This window comes from Spirulina sp. CCY15215, assembly GCF_016888125.1.
Classification (GTDB): Bacteria; Cyanobacteriota; Cyanobacteriia; order Cyanobacteriales; family Spirulinaceae; genus CCY15215.
The window spans coordinates 19,088-35,973 of record NZ_JACSWA010000481.1; the positions used below are offsets into that span (position 1 = coordinate 19,088).

The following is a 16,886-nucleotide window of genomic DNA, read 5'->3' on the forward strand; positions in this document are numbered from 1 at the left end:
AAATAGAATTAATAGTTGTTCATTGTTCGGTTGATTGTATTGCCAGTTCCATGACAAGATCGAAACGAAATTCTTCAACGAAATTAGCGAGGGCGATCGCTAAATGGGAATGCTCCTTGGGAATTTCGGCGATCGCTTCAAAGATAAGGCGATCGCTGCATTGAATGGATGCGTCATAAAGTCTTTTTCTCCAGTTTTCCGGCATAGTTTGTAATGCAGAAGAGAGCGAGGATAATTCATTATCGCCTATTCCCTGTAAGTCTCCCAGTAATGGTTCAGAGTCGCATCTGTCTTCATTTTTAGAATCTGTTTCATTTTCATATAAATACTGTACTAAGAGATATTTTTCTATTTTCCCCAGTAATTCATCTTCTTGGAAAGGTTTACTTAAAAAGTCATCGCATCCAACTGCTAAGGCCTTGGCTCGATCTTCAAGAAAAGCACTGGCAGTCAAAGCGACAATGGGAACTTTTTCCCTCTTCCCGACTCCTGACTCCCGCTCTCCTATTTCCTCTTCTCGCAAGCGAATTTGTCGGGTCGCTTCATAACCATCCATAACAGGCATACGAATGTCCATCCAGATGAAATGAGGCTGCCATGATTCCCACAGGGCGATCGCTTCTACGCCATTGTTTGCTGTTTCTACTTCAAGTCCTAAAGAGGTGAGAAGATTCAATAACAATAAGCGATTATACTCTCGATCTTCAACAATTAGAAAACGATAAGGAACATCGGGAAAATCTGGGGAGACGATCGCGCGAAGATTTTTCTTGCTGCTAATGGAAGACTCTAAAATGGGTTCTGAGGACATATTGATCGGAATCTCAAAGAAGAATTTTGAGCCTCGTCCCCTTTCACTTTCTAAATCTAATTCTCCTCCCATCAAGCGCACAAATTGTTGACTGATGGGCAGTCCTAAACCCGTTCCTTCGGAGGCTTTTGCACCATCTTTTGTTTGCCCAAAAGCCTCAAAAATTTTCTCAACGTCCTCTGAGGCAATACCGCAGCCGGTATCTTCGACTTCAAAATAAAGTTTCTGATTTCCTCTTCTCTTGTTTACTCGCAGAGTCACAAAACCCGTATCGGTAAACTTAATGGCATTGCTTAAGAGATTAATTAAAACCTGACGGAGTTTCTGGGCATCTGTACTGACAAATTGGGGCAGATCGCGATCGCGATCGCAAATTAACTGAAGCCCTTTACCATTGGCTTTCATTCGTAACATATCTTCTACACTATCCAACAGACGATAAAGATTAAAATCATCTTCATTAAAAGTAGCTCTTCCTGCTTCAATTTTCGACATTTCTAGCACATCATTAATTAATGCTAGTAAATGTTCTCCACTGCGATTAATAATATTAAGATTTTCTTGATGTTCGCGATCGAGGCGATCGTCTCTGACCATTAATTGTGTAAATCCCAAAATGGCATTAAGGGGGGTTCGCAATTCGTGACTCATACTAGCTAAAAATTCGCTTTTGGCACGGTTTCCCGCATCAGCAGTTTCTTTGGCTATTTTTAAGGCCTCTGACTGCTGTTGCGTTTTTTCCAGCAATTCAGCTTGTTGTAGGGCGATGCCCATTTGCGTGCCAATTTGAATCGCCATATTGATTTCTTCTTCCTGCCAATGACGGGGGGCAGAATTTTGATAGGAAGCAAGGAGTCCCCACAATTTGGGTGCATTTTCTAATTCCTCGTTCTCGTTCTCGTTCTCCTGTACGCTTGTGAAAATCGGAACAGTGAGATAAGCACGAGCTTGAAATTTTTCGAGGAGTTTTAGATAACAGGGGGAAAATTTTTCTGTATAAATATCTTCTATGCAGAGATAGCGCGTCCCTCGACGATATCCTCCTCCTTGTGTTTTTTTTAAATGAGTGTCTTCAATGGTGATGGTTTCATGTAATTGTTTAATAACACAGTCATCAGAAGCCGTGGTGATTGCAAATCGATCGCGATCTTGTTCAAGCAAAGATATCCATTCTTCTCCGACAGCTTCGGCGACAACTTCTCCACTCCAATCGGGATTAAAACGATAAATAATGACGCGATCGCAGTTTAAAACTCGACGTAATTCTTGGGTGGTGGTGTTGAAAATAGTTTCAATCTCGAGGGTGCGGCGCATTCGTTCGATAATGGTGGCAATAGCAACCTCTCGTTCAACACTCTCTCTTAAAGCCTCTTCTACTCGCTTGCGTTCAGTAATATCCGTAGCCGTTCCCGTAACGCCGATCGCTTGTCCTAATTCATCGTACACGGCGATCGCATTGACTTGCAGGTAAATCCAGCGATCGTCTTTTGCGAGGTATTTTTGTTCGTGCTGCATGAGGGGTTTTCCTTGCAACACGCGCAAGAACTTAGGAGCGTTGTCTCGACGTTCTTGGGGGGGGATCAAATCCCAAAAGGGACGACAGATAACTTCTTCGAGTTCATAACCACAAATGCGAGTCATGGCGGGGTTCACAAAAGTAAAACAGCCGTCAAGATCCATCGACCAAATAATATCTTGGGACGTTTCCACCAAATCTCGATATTTTTTTTCGCTTTCTCGTAGGGCAATTTCCGCCCGTCGGCGATCGCTGATATCATTAAAAATACCGAGAATATGTGATATTTTCCCAGATTCATCTATAATCGGAGCTTTTGTCGTTTGCACCCACATCTTAATCTGGCGATGGTAATCGTCAATTTCCTGTTCTGGATAAACAATTGCTCGTTCAATTCGCATAAGTTCTTGATCTTCTTCTTGCCAAGAGTGAGCCAAATGTTCGGGAAATACTTGCCAATTATTGCGACCCAATAGGTCTGCTCGCAGCACACCCAAAGTCCGTTCGCTAAATTGATTCCAAATAACATAACGCATTTCATCTTTAACATCTTTAACAAATACTCCCATAGGAATATAATCAATAATAGCGTTGAGAAAGCGCTTTTGTTGAGCAATTTCTTCTTCTAATTGCTTGCGATCGCTGATATCATTAGTAACAAGGGTGACACAGTTTTGACCTTGCAAGTCAATCAGTTCCGCAGAGAGTAAAAGGGTTTTAATCTGTCCTGATTTAGTGCGAAATTCGACTTCAAGATTGCGAATAACGCCTTTTTGTTCTGTCAGTTGACGATGAAAGCGCTCTCGCTGTTGAGAGTGTACCCAGATATCTAAATCTTGAGCGCAGAAGCCGATAATTTCACTGGGACTATAACCCAATAACTCGAAAAAACTTTCGTTAGCATCAAGATATTGCCCCTCGGGAAAGGTTTTCAAAGCAATTGCATGAGGACTAGAACTAAAGGCTTTGGCAAATTTTTCTTGAGCAATAGAACGCTGATAAATTTCTTCTTTGAGTTGAGCATTTTGTGCCTCGAGTTGCTGTTGTAGTCTCCGAATCGTGAGTTGGTGATCGATGCGAGCCAATACTTCATTAGCTTGAAAGGGCTTAGTAATATAGTCTACTCCTCCAGCTTTAAATGCCCTAACTTTTTCATCGGCGCGATCGATCACACTAATAAAAATAATGGGAATATTCTCGGTGCGCCGATCTTTTTTGAGTCGTTCGCAAACTTCATAGCCGTTGATTTCCGGCATGAGAATATCGAGTAAAATCAGATCGGGAGGTGACGCAAAAGCCGCATTTAGGGCTAACTCCCCGGAAATAGCACGACGGACGCGATAGCCTTGATTTTGTAATAATCGTGCTAAAAATTTTAGGTTGCTGGGTTGGTCGTCAACAATAAGAATTGTAATGGTTTCGTTATTCATAAACTTAGTTACATTAATAGTCAATTATTCTTGAATTACAATTTTTTTTGTTATACGAACGATAATATCAAACCGAGAATTTTCATATAGCTCCCGCAACTGTTCCGCTAGATCGGGGGCGCGATCGTCGATTTCTTCAATCAGTTTCAGAGTCATTTCTTCATTAATTTCATTGGCATAATGATAGAGATTTTCAAGCCAAGATTGAGGCATTTTTTTGAATTCTGAGAGAAAAAATGACTCCGATTGTTTGGATGCGGCAGCTTTTCGATTGAACGTTTCTGTCGAACTGAGATTTTCAAAATGGTAAAACACCCCCAGATAAGTCGCTATTTTCTCAAGTAAAATCGTTTCTTGAAATGGCTTATGAATAAAATCGTTGCACCCCGCTTCTAACATTATTCCCTTTTGTTCTTCAAAAATGCTGGCTGTTAAAGCAATAATAACAACAGATGCCTGTTCTCTTTCCTTCTCGCGCAGCCGAATTTCCTTGGTGGCTTCATAGCCATTCATGACGGGCATTCGCGTATCCATGAGGATTAAATGAGGTTCCCATGTTTTCCATAAGGCGATCGCCTCTTGACCATTCATCGCCTCTCGAACCTCAAAACCAATCGGTTGCAGTAATTTCTTGATCAGCAGACAGTTTTCTCGCGTATCATCAACCGCCAAAACTCGATAGGCGATCGCAGCATCTTTCAAGCCAATAACGCGCTGAAGTGGGGTTTTGCTTGTGGGAAGCGTATTAATCACTGAGGGCGTAATGTAGAATTCAAATATACTACCTTTACCCAAACAACTGCGAAGTTCAATTTCACCGCCCATCAAAGTGATAAACTGGCGAGTAATTGTGAGTCCTAAACCCGTTCCTTCTACCGATTTTCGTCCCGCTTCAGCTTGTACGAAGGCCTCAAATAAATGTTCAATTTCTTCTGTTGCAATACCGCATCCAGTATCTTCTATTGCAAAATAAATTTTACTATTTTTGATTGTTTTTTGCTCCCCCCCAACCTCCCCATCCCCCCCAACCTCCCCATCCCCCCCATCTCCCCACACTCTCAACATCACCGAACCCGAATCAGTAAATTTAATCGCATTATTGAGGAGATTAATTAAACAACTGCGAAGTTTCTTTTCGTCAGTCCTAATATACGGAGGAACATTTGGGGCGATCGCAAAGTTGAGGCGAATGCCTTTGCGTTCTGCTGCCAGTAAAAACATCGCTTCTAGATTATCCAGTAATTGGTATAAATCGAAGTCATTTTCCTCAAAAATAATCACCCCAGATTCTATTTTTGATAAATCTAAAATATCATTAATTAACTCTAACAAATGTTCTCCACTCTGATTAATAATAGTTAAGTTTTCTCTTTGTTCATCTGCGATCGCACTATCTCGGTTCATAACTTGCGTAAAGCCTAAAATAACATTGAGAGGAGTGCGAAGTTCGTGGCTCATATTGGTCAAAAATTCACTTTTGGCACGTAGGGCGTGTTCTGCGGCAAGTTCGGCTTTTTTCCGTTCTCCAATTTCTTGTTGGAGTTGTTGATTTTGTTGTTGTAATTCCTGCTGTAAGTTTCGGATAGTGAGTTGATTTTCAACCCTCGCTAAAACTTCGGGAATTTGAAAAGGTTTAGTAATATAATCAACTCCACCCACTTGAAAGGCACGAACTTTATCTAAGGTCGCATCTAAAGCACTAATAAAAATAACAGGAATTTCTGCGGTTATCTCATTCACTTTCAATTTTTCGCACACCTCATAACCGTCCATATCGGGCATTTTAATATCCAATAAAATCAGATCGATTACGCCTAATTTTGCAACTTTAAGTGCCATAAACCCATTAACAACACCGCGTACTTTATATCCTTCTCGATATAAAGTAGCCGATAAAACTTGTAGATTTTCGGGGGTATCGTCAACGATGAGAATATTGCCTTTCATTTAACTAAAATTCAGTAGCATCAAGAAGTTCGATAATGCGATCGCAACGAAAATGTTGAGCCAATTCGGCCAGACTCTCGCCGATCGCAGTATGAGTTTCGGGCAGTTTAGCAATGAGATGAAGAATCTCTTCGTCATCGGCAACTTCCGCCGCCCGGTACAATTGCTGCAACCATTCCGAGGGCAGGGAAACTAACTTATCTGGCGTTAGAGAAAAATTCTTTTGTTTCCTTGGGGATTTTGGGGGAGAGATATTCAAGGGTTTTTCATAAAGATAACGCACTCCCAAGTGAGTTGCCATTTTCGCAAATAGTTCCTCGGTTTTAAAGGGTTTACAAATAAAATCATTGCATCCGGCGGCGAGGGTGACGGCGCGATCGCGATCGAAGGCGCTGGCGGTTAGGGCGATAATGGCGGTCGCTTGGCCTTCCAGATGGGATTTAATCTGCTGGGTTGCTTCATAACCATCCATGACCGGCATTCGCATATCCATAAAGATGAGATGGGGCTTCCATGCTTGCCATTGGGCGATCGCTTCGACCCCATTAATGGCCTCTCGCAGTTCAAATCCTAAAGGCGCGAGAAGATTGAGGAGAAGTTGACGGCTTTCCCAGCGATCGTCGGTAATGAGAATGCGATAAACAGGCTGATCCGGTGCTAATCCAATAATCCGGCGATCGCGGCGATCGTTTTGCATAGAAACAGGATCGACAATCTCGATCTTAATATTGAAGAAAAAAGTGCTACCTTCTCCCAAGGTACTTTGTACACTGATCTCCCCTCCCATAAGTTTGACAAATTGACGGCTGAGGGGCAAGCCCAGTCCTGTTCCTTCTTGAGATTGTCTACCCGCTTCGGTTTGAACGAAGGGTTTAAACAGTAAGTGCATCTCCTCGGGGGCAATTCCTCTCCCTGTATCCTCGATTTCAAAATAAAGTTGACTCACTCCCTTATTAGCAGGGATGGGGGAGTGTGGGGAGATGGGGGTTTTTGTTTCCTCCTCGATCGCTGACTTGACCCGTAACGCAATAAAACCAGATTGGGTAAATTTGAGGGCATTCCCAAGTAAGTTGATTAAAGCCTGACGGAGTTTGCGTTGGTCGGTTTGCACGTATTGGGGAATATCAGGGGCGATCTCGAAAAGTAATTGTAGATCTTTTGATTTGGCTTTTAATTGCAGCATCGCCTCGAGGGAATCTAGTAAAGCATATAAGTCGAAGTCACTCACATCTAGGCTGATGCGTCCGGCTTCAATTTTGGCCATTTCGAGAACGTCATTAATGAGGGTGAGCAAATGTTCGCCACTACGCTTGACGATTTGTAATTGTTCTCGGCGATCGGGCGAAATCGACTCGTCATTGACCAAAAGTTGGGCAAACCCGAGAATGGCATTGAGAGGAGTTCGCAATTCATGGCTCATATTGGCGAGAAAGGCACTTTTGGCGGTATTGGCTTGTTCTGCTGCTTCTTTGGCTTCTTGGAGGGCGGCCTCGACGTGCTTGCGTTGGCTGATATCTCGGGCGACCCAGATTGCCGATCCTGCGGGTAAAGGGGAGATACTGGCAGAAAACCAGATTTCGCGATCGCCAATGGGCAAACTGTAATCAAAATTGAGGGTTTTTTGTTCTTCTACTACCTGCCGTATTTGTTCGAGCCATGTTTGAATATTATCGTGACGTAAAAAGCGTTCGACGGTGCGATCGAGGGGATTATCTTCAACAGGTTCGGAATACTGGGGATTGGTGGGGGCGATTTCGATATTGCCTTTCTCGTCTACGATGAGGACAATATCCGTCATGGCCTCGAAAATAGCACGGATTTTTTGTTCCGATGCGTGCAGTTTTTGGGCGAGGGCGCTACTTTCAACGATTTTTGCCTCTAGTTTTTGATTGGCGGCGGTTAATTCGACGTTGCGTTCAATCGCTTTCCGCTCTAAAGTTGCGTTTAAGTCTTTTAAAAACTGATTCTGTTCCGCCAGTTGTTTTTGCTGTTGATAGTATTCTAAGGTTTCCCGAACGATCGCCTTTAATTCCTGAGAATCCCAAGGTTTGGCAATATAGCGATAAATTCCAGCTTTATTGATGAGATTGCCGACAATTTTGGCGTTGGTTTCTCCAGTTAGTAAAATTTTCAAAATTTGCGGCGCAATCTCGTGTAACTTAACGAGAAGTTCTGCTTTTTCTGTTCCCAAAAAAAGGCGATCGCAAATAATAAAGGGAATTTCTCTCTCTTCTGCTTGCAAATTTACCAAGATATCTAGGGCTTCTTGACCGCTTTTTGCCCAGGCGATCGCGTAATCTTTTCGGGAAGGTTCTATTGCACAATACTCCTGCAATTGGTTTTGTAAGTCGATTAAAACCGATTGTTCCTCATCTACAAAAATAATGGTGGGTCTGTTCATCTATCTAACAGGCTGCTTAAAGCTCTACCTAATAATTTGAAGATGTTGGAGTTAAATTCATGCTAAATTATCCCAAAAAGCAAGTAATTTTTTGAGTTCGATATTGCCACCACTAATCGTTACACCGATGCGTTTTCCTGGTGCGCTAACGGTTTGATTAAATAAAGCGGTTGCGGCTAAGGCTCCAGTAGGTTCAACAACTATTTTTAAGCGTTCCCAAAGATAAAACATGGTTTGTAGAAGATCGCGATCGCTAACTGTTACCATATCATCAACATACTGCAAAACAAGGGGAAATGTTAGAGAACCTAGGGATGAAGTTCGCGCCCCATCTGCAATGGTATTGGGGTTTTCTACTCGTTGCAATGTTTTGCTGTAAAACGATCGCGTCCCATCATCTCCGGCTTTAGGTTCTACACCAATGACGCGACAATGAGGTAGGAGGGTTTTCGTGGCGATCGCGCAACCGGAAAGCAGTCCCCCTCCACCACAACACACTAACAGTAAATCTAAGTCTCCCACGTCTTCAATCAGTTCTTTAGCGGCGGTTCCTTGTCCGGCGATAATATGAGGATGATCGTAAGGGGGAATGAGAATCGCCCCTCGTTTTTGACAGAGTTCTCGGGCTACTTTTTCCCGGATAGCTTCGGCGCGATCGTAGAGGATAACTTCTGCCCCATAACCTCGCGTTGCTGCAATTTTAACTTCTGGGGCATCCCTTGGCATAATAATTGTTGTAGGAATCTCAAGCAATTTACCGGATAAGGCGATCGCCTGGGCGTGATTTCCGGAAGAATAGGTAACAACTCCTTGGCATTTTTCCTCTGGGGATAGTTGAGAAAGGGCATTATAAGCACCGCGAAACTTAAATGCACCGATACGCTGCAAGTTTTCACACTTAAAGAACACTTGACTTTGAGTTTTTTCGTTAAATTGCCGTGAAGTCATCACCGGAGTGCGATGGGCAACTCCGGCAAGGCGATCGGCTGCAACTTCGATGTCTGCGTATCTCACCATTATTCTAAATTGGGTTCGATGCCTGCTTCTCGCAGTTGGGTAAGGAGGCGATCGGCGCGATCGCGTTCTTGTTCGGCGCGTTCTCGTTCCAGTTCAGCGCGATCGCGTTCTTGTTCGGCACGTTCTCGTTCCAGTTCAGCGCGATCGCGTTCCAGTTGAACTAATTCCGATCCCCAAAGCAGAAGCGTACCCGTTTCATCCCACCAACGCAACCAGTCTCCCTCTCGATTGTGTCGGATTCCTGGCCAAAGTCCCAAAAATAGGGAAAGTTCGGCTATCCAATAGCGATCGTGGGTATCGGGGGTTTCTTCTCGGTAGCGCCCCGAGGAATCAAGGCGATAAACCTCTAAAATGCCTTCTGCTAGGTCGAAAATAACATAAACGGGAACCCGTAATACTTGTTCGTAAAAGAACCATTTACCGGGGGGATAAGTGGGTTTGGTGGAATATTCTGTTCCTTCGGTTTCCGAGAGAAATTCCATCACGATCGCGGGAGGTTCCCCTTGCAGTTGAGGGGTATAACTGCGATCGACCTCGCTATGTGGAACACGAATGGAAGGGACATAAAACCAATCGGGGGCTTTGACCACCATTTTGCTATTAACGGTGGCGCAGATGCCGTAATTCGAGCCAGTGAGGGCATTTTCAGGGATTCTACCTGCCAGTTCGAGGCTATCCGTTAGCGCTTCAGCTAGGAGGGGTTGATGAATATTATCCACGGGGTCATCGGGGAGGATATAGTTTTCGGGTAACTTTTCCCAAGTAATTTCGAGAGGGACTGTTGTTGTTGTCATAATGCCAAGAATTGAAGAAAGATTCAATGCTTTTCTGTTATTCTACAAGATCGAATGGGAAAAAATCAGGAGCGATCGCCATGACTGCAACAGAAACTATTCACAATCATACTGCGCCGAAAATATGGCAGTGGAGGGGGTTTGATATTTGCTATCAAAGTTGTGGTGAGGAAGGTGCCGCAGTGGTTCTGATTCACGGTTTTGGGGCATCATGGGGACACTGGCGCAAAAATCTTCCGGTTTTGGGTCAAACTATGCGCTGTTATGCGATCGATTTAATTGGTTTTGGTGCTTCTGCAAAACCTAAACCCGATCTAGAAATTGAATATACTTTTGAGACTTGGGCGCAACAAATTGCGGATTTTTGCCAAGAAGTCGTGGGTTCTCCTGCTTTTTTAGTGGGTAATTCGATCGGTTGTATTGTTGCAATGCAAACGGCGGTTTCTTATGGCGATCGCATTTTGGGAGTTGCTGCGATTAATTTTTCTTTGCGTTTGCTACACGATCGCAAGCGCCAAGAATTACCGTGGTATCAACGACTCTCTGCACCGATAATGCAAAATTTATTAACCCAAAAATGGTTCGGACATTTCTTTTTTCAGCAGTTCGCTCAACCTAAAATTGTCAGAAAGATTCTTTTGCAAGCATATCATCGCAAGGAAGCCGTTACCGATGAATTAATCGCTATTTTAATGAAACCGGCTGCGGATGCGGGGGCTGCGGATGTCTTTATTGCTTTTAGCAACTATTCTGGCGGACCTTTACCCGAAGATTTAATTCCTATCTTACCTTGTCCGGCGATCGTATTATGGGGAACGGAAGACCCTTGGGAACCCCTTGAGTTAGGACGAAAAATTGCTGATTTTCCTACTATTGAAAGATTTATTCCTTTGCAAGGATTGGGGCATTGTCCTCAAGATGAGGCTCCAGAAATTGTCAATCCCATTTTACAGGAATGGATCGAGGGCAGGATTCAAAAATAATCCCCCCTACCCCCATTTTCTAGGATGAGTGTTATATTAGCGATCGCAGGGTTCAAACCTTCTGTATTAAATTTTGATCAATTATAGGAGTGATGACGTGGTTGCTACCTCAGACCGAATTCAAGATATATCTTCAGAAACTCAGAAAGAGAGTCGCGTTGCGGTTTTATTAATGGGATATGGAGAAGTTGAAAGTTATGAAGACTTTGCCAATTATAACGAACAAGCACTCAATCTGTTAACTGCAAAATTTGCTCCTGTCCCGACTTGGATTTATCCACCTTTGGCTAAACTCTTAGCAATGTTCGATTTGCATGAGTGGGGACATCAACATGGTAATTTTATTTCTCCCCATAATAAGATTTTTGAAGAACAGCGATCGGGAATCGAACAAGAATTACAAAAAACTTGGGGCGATCGCATTAAAGTTTTCAAAGCCTTTAATTTTTGCGCCCCTTATCTTCCCGAACAAGTTTTAGCGGAAGTTAAAGCAGAAGGATTTGATAAGTTATTGATTTATCCTCTTCTCGTTGTCGATTCTATTTTTACCAGTGGAATTGCTGTGGAACAAGTCAATAAAGCACTCACTCAGCTAAAAGATAAAGGAGACTATTGGTTGCAGGGAACGCGCTATATTCCTTCTTTTTACGATCGCGAAGAATATATCGATTTCTTAGCAGAAATGGTGGAAGAAAGCATTCAAAAAGATTTGATTTCTGCTCATTTACCTTCTCAAATTGGCATTGTTTTAATGAATCACGGCTGTCCTCATAAAGCTAAAGGATTCACCTCTGGGATTATGGAAAGTGAAGCGTTATACGACAAAGTTCGCGAAAAACTGATCTATAAATATCCTTTGATTTCTGTCGGTTGGTTGAACCACGATACTCCTTTAATTGATTGGACTCAACCCCATGTTGAACTCGCTGCTAAAAATTTAATTGACTTGGGTGCAACTGCAATGGTAATGATGCCAATTGGGTTTGTGACGGAAAATCATGAAACTATTTTGGATGTCGAACATATTATCGAAAGTCTCAACAAATACAATCAAAAAACTGTCTATGTGCGAATGCCTTGTGTTAACGATCGCCCTGAATTTCTGAAAATGGCGGCTAATTGGGCAAATCCTCAAATCGAGGCTTTGTTATCAGCAGAAGCAGTGATTGTTAATCCTCAATTAGCAACAGGTTCTCATTCTCACCATCCCCATTCTCACGACGGACATCAACACCAACATCACCATTAAAACAGTAAGGTGGGCATTATTACCCACCCTACTGTTTTATTTGTCATCATTTCTGACCTGTGCGGCAATTTCTAACAATTCTGTCCAGCGTTTTTGTAACTTCTTAGGAGTCAAATTCAAGATTTGTAGAATATCCTCATCGCTTTTTTCCTCCCGTCGTAGTTCTAAAATTTGCAGTTGTTGAGGAGAGAGTTTGCCGATAAACTCATCCCATTGGGTTTCTGTCATGCCCAAACGTTGCTCTAAATCTGCACCCAGCCATTGATGAACGAGTTCCCAATGAGAGATACGCGCAAACTTTTCTACATGATACTTGAATCGCTGTTGCAGGTAATCCCGTTCTCGCGAAGATAAACCCATGATTTCATCAATTTCTGATGCGGGTAAATCTTGCATCTTTAGTGTCAAATAATCGGCACAATCTTCGCGTCCTTGATTTTTGAGGTACTCTAATAAAGAAGCAATCACCCGATCGCGCTTGATTCTTTCCAAAGGATCTGGATTATTGGAAACCATCTGCGATCGCACTTGTTGGACTACTGCCGATCGCTGCATTTTTTCCGCATCTTCCCCTTTAGAAAATTCCGTTGCTTGTTCGATATCAACCGCCGTTTCTTTGGGTTGACGACGGGCAAAGGTTTGCGCCCTGAGAATAATCAATTGCTGGGAATAACCATTAGGAAGAGAAATGCGACGCTTGGCATATTGTTCCGTAAAGGACATATATTCAGCCAATTCTAATTGAGTGCGAGGCTGATAGTTTTCGATGACTTCATTTTCCCGTCGAAAGGCTTTCAAAGACTCTGCATAAAAATCTTGCAGAAAGTCTTCAATTAAGTTATAACGACCGGAAAAGCCTAATTGTGCCTTAGCAGGGGCAATATGGCGATAAACGATGGTGCTGAGTGTGCTGTGGAGGTCTACTCGACCCCGAGAAGAACCCGCTTTGTAGTAGTCTAAGCATTTATTGAGACGATGGTGTGCCAAATAGAGTTGATGGCTGCGAATTTGACCGGATTTTTGAATGCGGGTACTTTTGTCGCATACCCGTTGGACTTCCGTAGAGATACGATTTGCCAAGGCTTGTGCCGATCGCGGCATTCTGCCAATGTGGGTTTTGAGTTCATTTAAAATAACTTCTTCTAAAAAGAAAGGAGAAGATGAATTTTGTTCCGGATGGGTAGCGGTTTCAACAGAAGAAGGATTGATGAGATTGCAGGTGTTAGCGTTCATGGTAATGCCCCGTCGAAAAATTAGAAAAGTGTAGGCGGTAAGGATGACGCTTTATTTGCGTGTTTTACCTTATTGCTTACACTTTGAATCTACGCACTACAACTCGGTGTTCAAGGATTCTCTGTGTCACAACCCCAAGTTTACGCATTTCTCCGAAATCTCCAGAAATGACAGAAGGGGGAGAAAATCCCTAAAATCCTTTTGAGTTGTAGCTTTGAGCATTTCTCCTTTTCTCTGAAAATACCGAATTACCTTTGAGTTGTAGTCGGGTTTAGCAGACAGTTGGGAAAATGCGGCCTTGCGTTTGGAATGGCGATCGCTGCTTGTGTAGAAGGAATCGGTTTAGATTAATAGGACTTACGCAGCTAGGGAGCGAGACGCTCCCACTACTGTATTCTCCTGTTATGGTAGTGCGGGCATCTTGCCCGTTAATGCGTAAGTCCTAATTAAACATCGATCCATTCTTCAGCAACTTCCCATTCCAGACCCTTCCGCAGGATAAAAGGTTTCTCGGCAGTAAAATCGAGAATGGTGGAAACTTGGTAGCCTAATTCCGAGCCGCGATCGATGATAATATCTACAAAAGGATCGAGGGCATCGAAAAGCCGCGATCGCTCGAGTCCAATGGTGGGAAATTCCCCTTCTTCGTCGGGAATATGTGCTGAAGTGGAAATAATCGGATTTTCCAAGGTCTCTAAGAGAGTGTGACAGATAACATCATTGGGAACTCGAATGCCGATCGTCTTGCGTTTGGGGTTCATGACGATGCGGGGAACTAATTTGGTTGCGGGGAGTAGAAAAGTGTACGGTCCCGGAATCAAATGCTTCATAATGCTGTAAGCTCGATCTTCAACCCGAGCATAACGAGCAATATTTGAAAGGGAGGAACAAAGGAAGGTAAGGGGTTTATCATTGGATAATTGTTTAATTTGTCGGACTCGCTTGACGGCGGATTTTGCGTTGAGATCGCAACCGATCGCATAGACGGTATCGGTGGGGTAAAGCATCACCGCACCATCATGGAGGGCGCTTGCTATTGTCTCTATTCGTCGTTTTTGTGGGTTATCCGGATGAAGATCGTATAAAGTAGCCATTTTTAAGGATCGATACAAACATGGCCAAAATTGCCTATTTAGATTGTCCCACGGGAATTGCCGGAGATATGTTTCTGGGGGCGTTATTCGATTTAGGGATGCCCCTAGAATACGCGATCGCGCAGTTGGCAAAGTTGGGACTCGGGGATGAATTCGATCTACGAGTCGAAACTGTACAACGTCGGGGACAACGGGCAATTAAGGCACACATCGATCTATTATCGAAGCAAGGGGAACATCATCATCATTTTCCTGCCCGACATCTTCCCGAAATTGAGCATTTAATTAAGAGTGCAAGTCTACCTAAACGGGTTCGAGAGTGGAGTTTACAGGTCTTTAAAAACCTAGCAGAGGCTGAGGGTGCGGTTCACGGTATTGCACCGGAAAAAGTTCATTTTCACGAAGTTGGAGCCACTGATGCCATTGTAGACATTGTGGGGACTTGTTTGGGGTTGGATTGGTTGGGGATAGACGAACTACATTGTTCGGCACTTCCCACGGGTGGAGGTACTGTTAAGGCTGCTCACGGTATTTTACCTGTTCCGGTACCGGCGGTTTTAAAGTTATGGGAAATGGGACAAGTTCCGATTTATGATAATGGTATTGCGATGGAGTTGGTGACACCGACGGGGGCTGCATTAGCTGTTACTTTAGTGACTCGTTTTGGTTCTTGTCCTCCTTTGCAATTGTCTCGGGTGGGTTTAGGTGCGGGGACGAAAGATTTATCTATGCCTAATATTCTGCGTATTTGGTTGGGGGAGGTTCAATCTGTTGCTAATCTGGAGGCGATCGCGGTTTTGGAAACTCAGATCGATGATATGAATCCCCAAGGTATTGCTTATACTTGCGAACAATTATTACAGGCTGGGGCTTTAGATGTGTTTACCCAGGCGATCGCCATGAAAAAGTTTCGCATGGGTATTCTTTTAACGGTCATTTGTAGCCCTTCCCAAGTTGTATTATTAGAGAATATTCTCTTTCGAGAAACGACAACTTTAGGCATTCGTCGCAGTTTCCAAGAACGTCGCATTTTAGCGCGAGAAATTCAAGCAGTTTCTACACCTTACGGAACAATACGAGTGAAAATTGCTCGCCAAGGAGATAAAATTATCAATATTCAGCCCGAATATGAAGATTGTGCTAAAGTTGCGCGGGAAGGCGATCGACCTTGGCAGGAAATTCATCAATTAGCCCTAGTGGCCTGTCAAGGATTTTTTGGCCGGTAAGGGCGATCGCTATAACCCTAATCCATTTCAATGGATTTTTTGTATGAGACAGGGATTTTCAATCCCTGGCGGATCGGGCTATACTAGATATTGCCAGAAAAGGAATCATTTGAGATGGTTAATAAAATGCGATCGCAGGAACTAACTTTATACGAACAGGATTTTAATTTATGGTTAGAAGATACTGTAATATTATTGCGGGAGCAAAAATTATTACAAGTTGATTGGGAAAACTTAATTGCAGAGATAGAAAGTATGGGACGAAGCGAGAAAAATGCACTCAAAAGTAATCTAAGAATTTTGTTGATGCACTTGCTCAAATATCGCTATCAACCTGAGAAAAGAACAAATAGCTGGCGTTATACCATTAGCAAACATCGTCAACATCTTGAAGATGCCCTAGAAATCAGCCCCAGTTTAACATCTTTGCTGCAAGAAAGTTTGGGTAAATGCTATCAACAATCGCGAAAACTAGCAGCCGATGAAACAGGTTTACCGCTCAAAATGTTTCCCTCTGATTGTCCTTTTCTTCTTGATGATATTCTCGATCTTGATTATTTACCCGATGAAGCGCGATCGGATTAGCAAGCCAAAATAATATCAAATCTTAATAAATAATAGGTCATAATTTCAGGGTGCAAGCATTCATAATTTCAGGGTGCAAGCATTCATAATTTCAGGGTGCAAGCATTCATAATTTCAGGGTGCAAGCATTCATGATTTCAGGGTGCAAGCATTGCACCCCTACTCCCAAACCCAACGTACAGGGCAAATGCTTGCGCCTGCCCTAGATTTTTAATAATAGTATTCATGCGGATTCTAAGATAACCTGCGAAGAACTGGAAACAAGAAAGTTCTCTGAAAACTACACTCATCGCGACAACGAAAGAACATTCTCTACCCAAGAGTAAATTGTAAAGAAATCTCAAAAAAATAGACTATCTAACTTTCAGGGATTATACTGAAAAACGAAAACCTACCAGTCCCCCATCGTGAAAAAACGAAAACTGCCGAAACTCCTGTATCTCCTGCTCCTAACCGGGTTGATCGCAGCAAGACCCCCCACCGCCCAGGCGCAAACATCCATCACAGCAGCCCCCGACGGCACCGGGACAATAATCAACTACAACGGCAACACCTACCATATCAACGGCGGCACCCAAGCCGGAGCCAACTTATTCCACT

At 43.2% G+C, this 16,886-nt stretch carries 12 protein-coding genes; 5 read left to right on the top strand and 7 right to left on the bottom strand.

The genetic code is table 11. The features are described 5' to 3' along the window. Window positions 1-19: 19 nt before the first annotated feature. Genes JUI58_RS16070 through JUI58_RS16090 form a run of 5 tightly spaced genes read right to left on the bottom strand, consistent with a single transcriptional unit; the run spans window position 20 to window position 9,916 of the window. Window positions 20-3,757, bottom strand: coding sequence for a PAS domain S-box protein (locus tag JUI58_RS16070; protein WP_204104814.1), 3,738 nt, complete (start codon window positions 3,755-3,757; stop codon window positions 20-22). Window positions 3,758-3,781: 24 nt separating this feature from the next. Beyond that, the gene (locus JUI58_RS16075) at window positions 3,782-5,704 is read right to left on the bottom strand and encodes a response regulator (protein WP_204104815.1); all 1,923 of its coding nucleotides are present in this window, start codon (window positions 5,702-5,704) and stop codon (window positions 3,782-3,784) included. A gap of 4 nt (window positions 5,705-5,708) precedes the next feature. Then, on the bottom strand, window positions 5,709-8,105 hold the full coding sequence (locus JUI58_RS16080) for a response regulator (RefSeq protein ID WP_204104816.1): 2,397 nt from the start codon (window positions 8,103-8,105) through the stop codon (window positions 5,709-5,711). Between the two features lie 57 nt (window positions 8,106-8,162). Then, window positions 8,163-9,122, bottom strand: coding sequence for a threo-3-hydroxy-L-aspartate ammonia-lyase (locus JUI58_RS16085; protein WP_204104817.1), 960 nt, complete (start codon window positions 9,120-9,122; stop codon window positions 8,163-8,165). Further along, complete coding sequence (locus JUI58_RS16090) at window positions 9,122-9,916, bottom strand: Uma2 family endonuclease (RefSeq protein ID WP_204104818.1); 795 nt, start codon at window positions 9,914-9,916, stop codon at window positions 9,122-9,124. The genes JUI58_RS16085 and JUI58_RS16090 overlap by 1 nt, the downstream gene beginning before the upstream one ends. An 80-nt stretch (window positions 9,917-9,996) precedes the next feature. Here JUI58_RS16090 and JUI58_RS16095 point away from each other — a divergent pair, with 80 nt between their 5' ends. Together JUI58_RS16095 and JUI58_RS16100 are read left to right on the top strand one after the other, a co-directional pair. Beyond that, a complete protein-coding gene (locus JUI58_RS16095) occupies window positions 9,997-10,899 on the top strand; it encodes an alpha/beta fold hydrolase (RefSeq protein ID WP_204104819.1) in 903 nt (300 codons plus the stop codon). Between the two features lie 97 nt (window positions 10,900-10,996). After that, window positions 10,997-12,148, top strand: coding sequence for a ferrochelatase (locus JUI58_RS16100; protein WP_204104820.1), 1,152 nt, complete (start codon window positions 10,997-10,999; stop codon window positions 12,146-12,148). 36 nt (window positions 12,149-12,184) lie between these two features. On the opposite strand, the gene JUI58_RS16105 is transcribed toward JUI58_RS16100, so the two are convergent. Next, the gene (locus JUI58_RS16105) at window positions 12,185-13,381 is read right to left on the bottom strand and encodes a HetZ-related protein (RefSeq protein WP_204104821.1); all 1,197 of its coding nucleotides are present in this window, start codon (window positions 13,379-13,381) and stop codon (window positions 12,185-12,187) included. A gap of 446 nt (window positions 13,382-13,827) precedes the next feature. Continuing rightward, window positions 13,828-14,475: an L-threonylcarbamoyladenylate synthase gene (locus tag JUI58_RS16110; protein WP_204104822.1), complete on the bottom strand. Its 648-nt coding sequence runs from the start codon at window positions 14,473-14,475 to the stop codon at window positions 13,828-13,830. A 20-nt stretch (window positions 14,476-14,495) separates the two neighbouring features. Between JUI58_RS16110 and larC the strand changes: the two genes are divergently transcribed. The 3 genes from larC to JUI58_RS16125 form a co-directional block, all read left to right on the top strand. Then, the gene (gene larC, locus JUI58_RS16115; RefSeq protein WP_204104823.1) at window positions 14,496-15,701 is read left to right on the top strand and encodes a nickel pincer cofactor biosynthesis protein LarC; all 1,206 of its coding nucleotides are present in this window, start codon (window positions 14,496-14,498) and stop codon (window positions 15,699-15,701) included. Between the two features lie 114 nt (window positions 15,702-15,815). Then, a complete protein-coding gene (locus tag JUI58_RS16120; protein WP_239121519.1) occupies window positions 15,816-16,286 on the top strand; it encodes a DUF29 domain-containing protein in 471 nt (156 codons plus the stop codon). 407 nt (window positions 16,287-16,693) lie between these two features. Further along, window positions 16,694-16,886 (top strand): hypothetical protein (locus JUI58_RS16125; protein ID WP_204104824.1); only part of this gene is annotated, 193 nt, incomplete at its 3' end.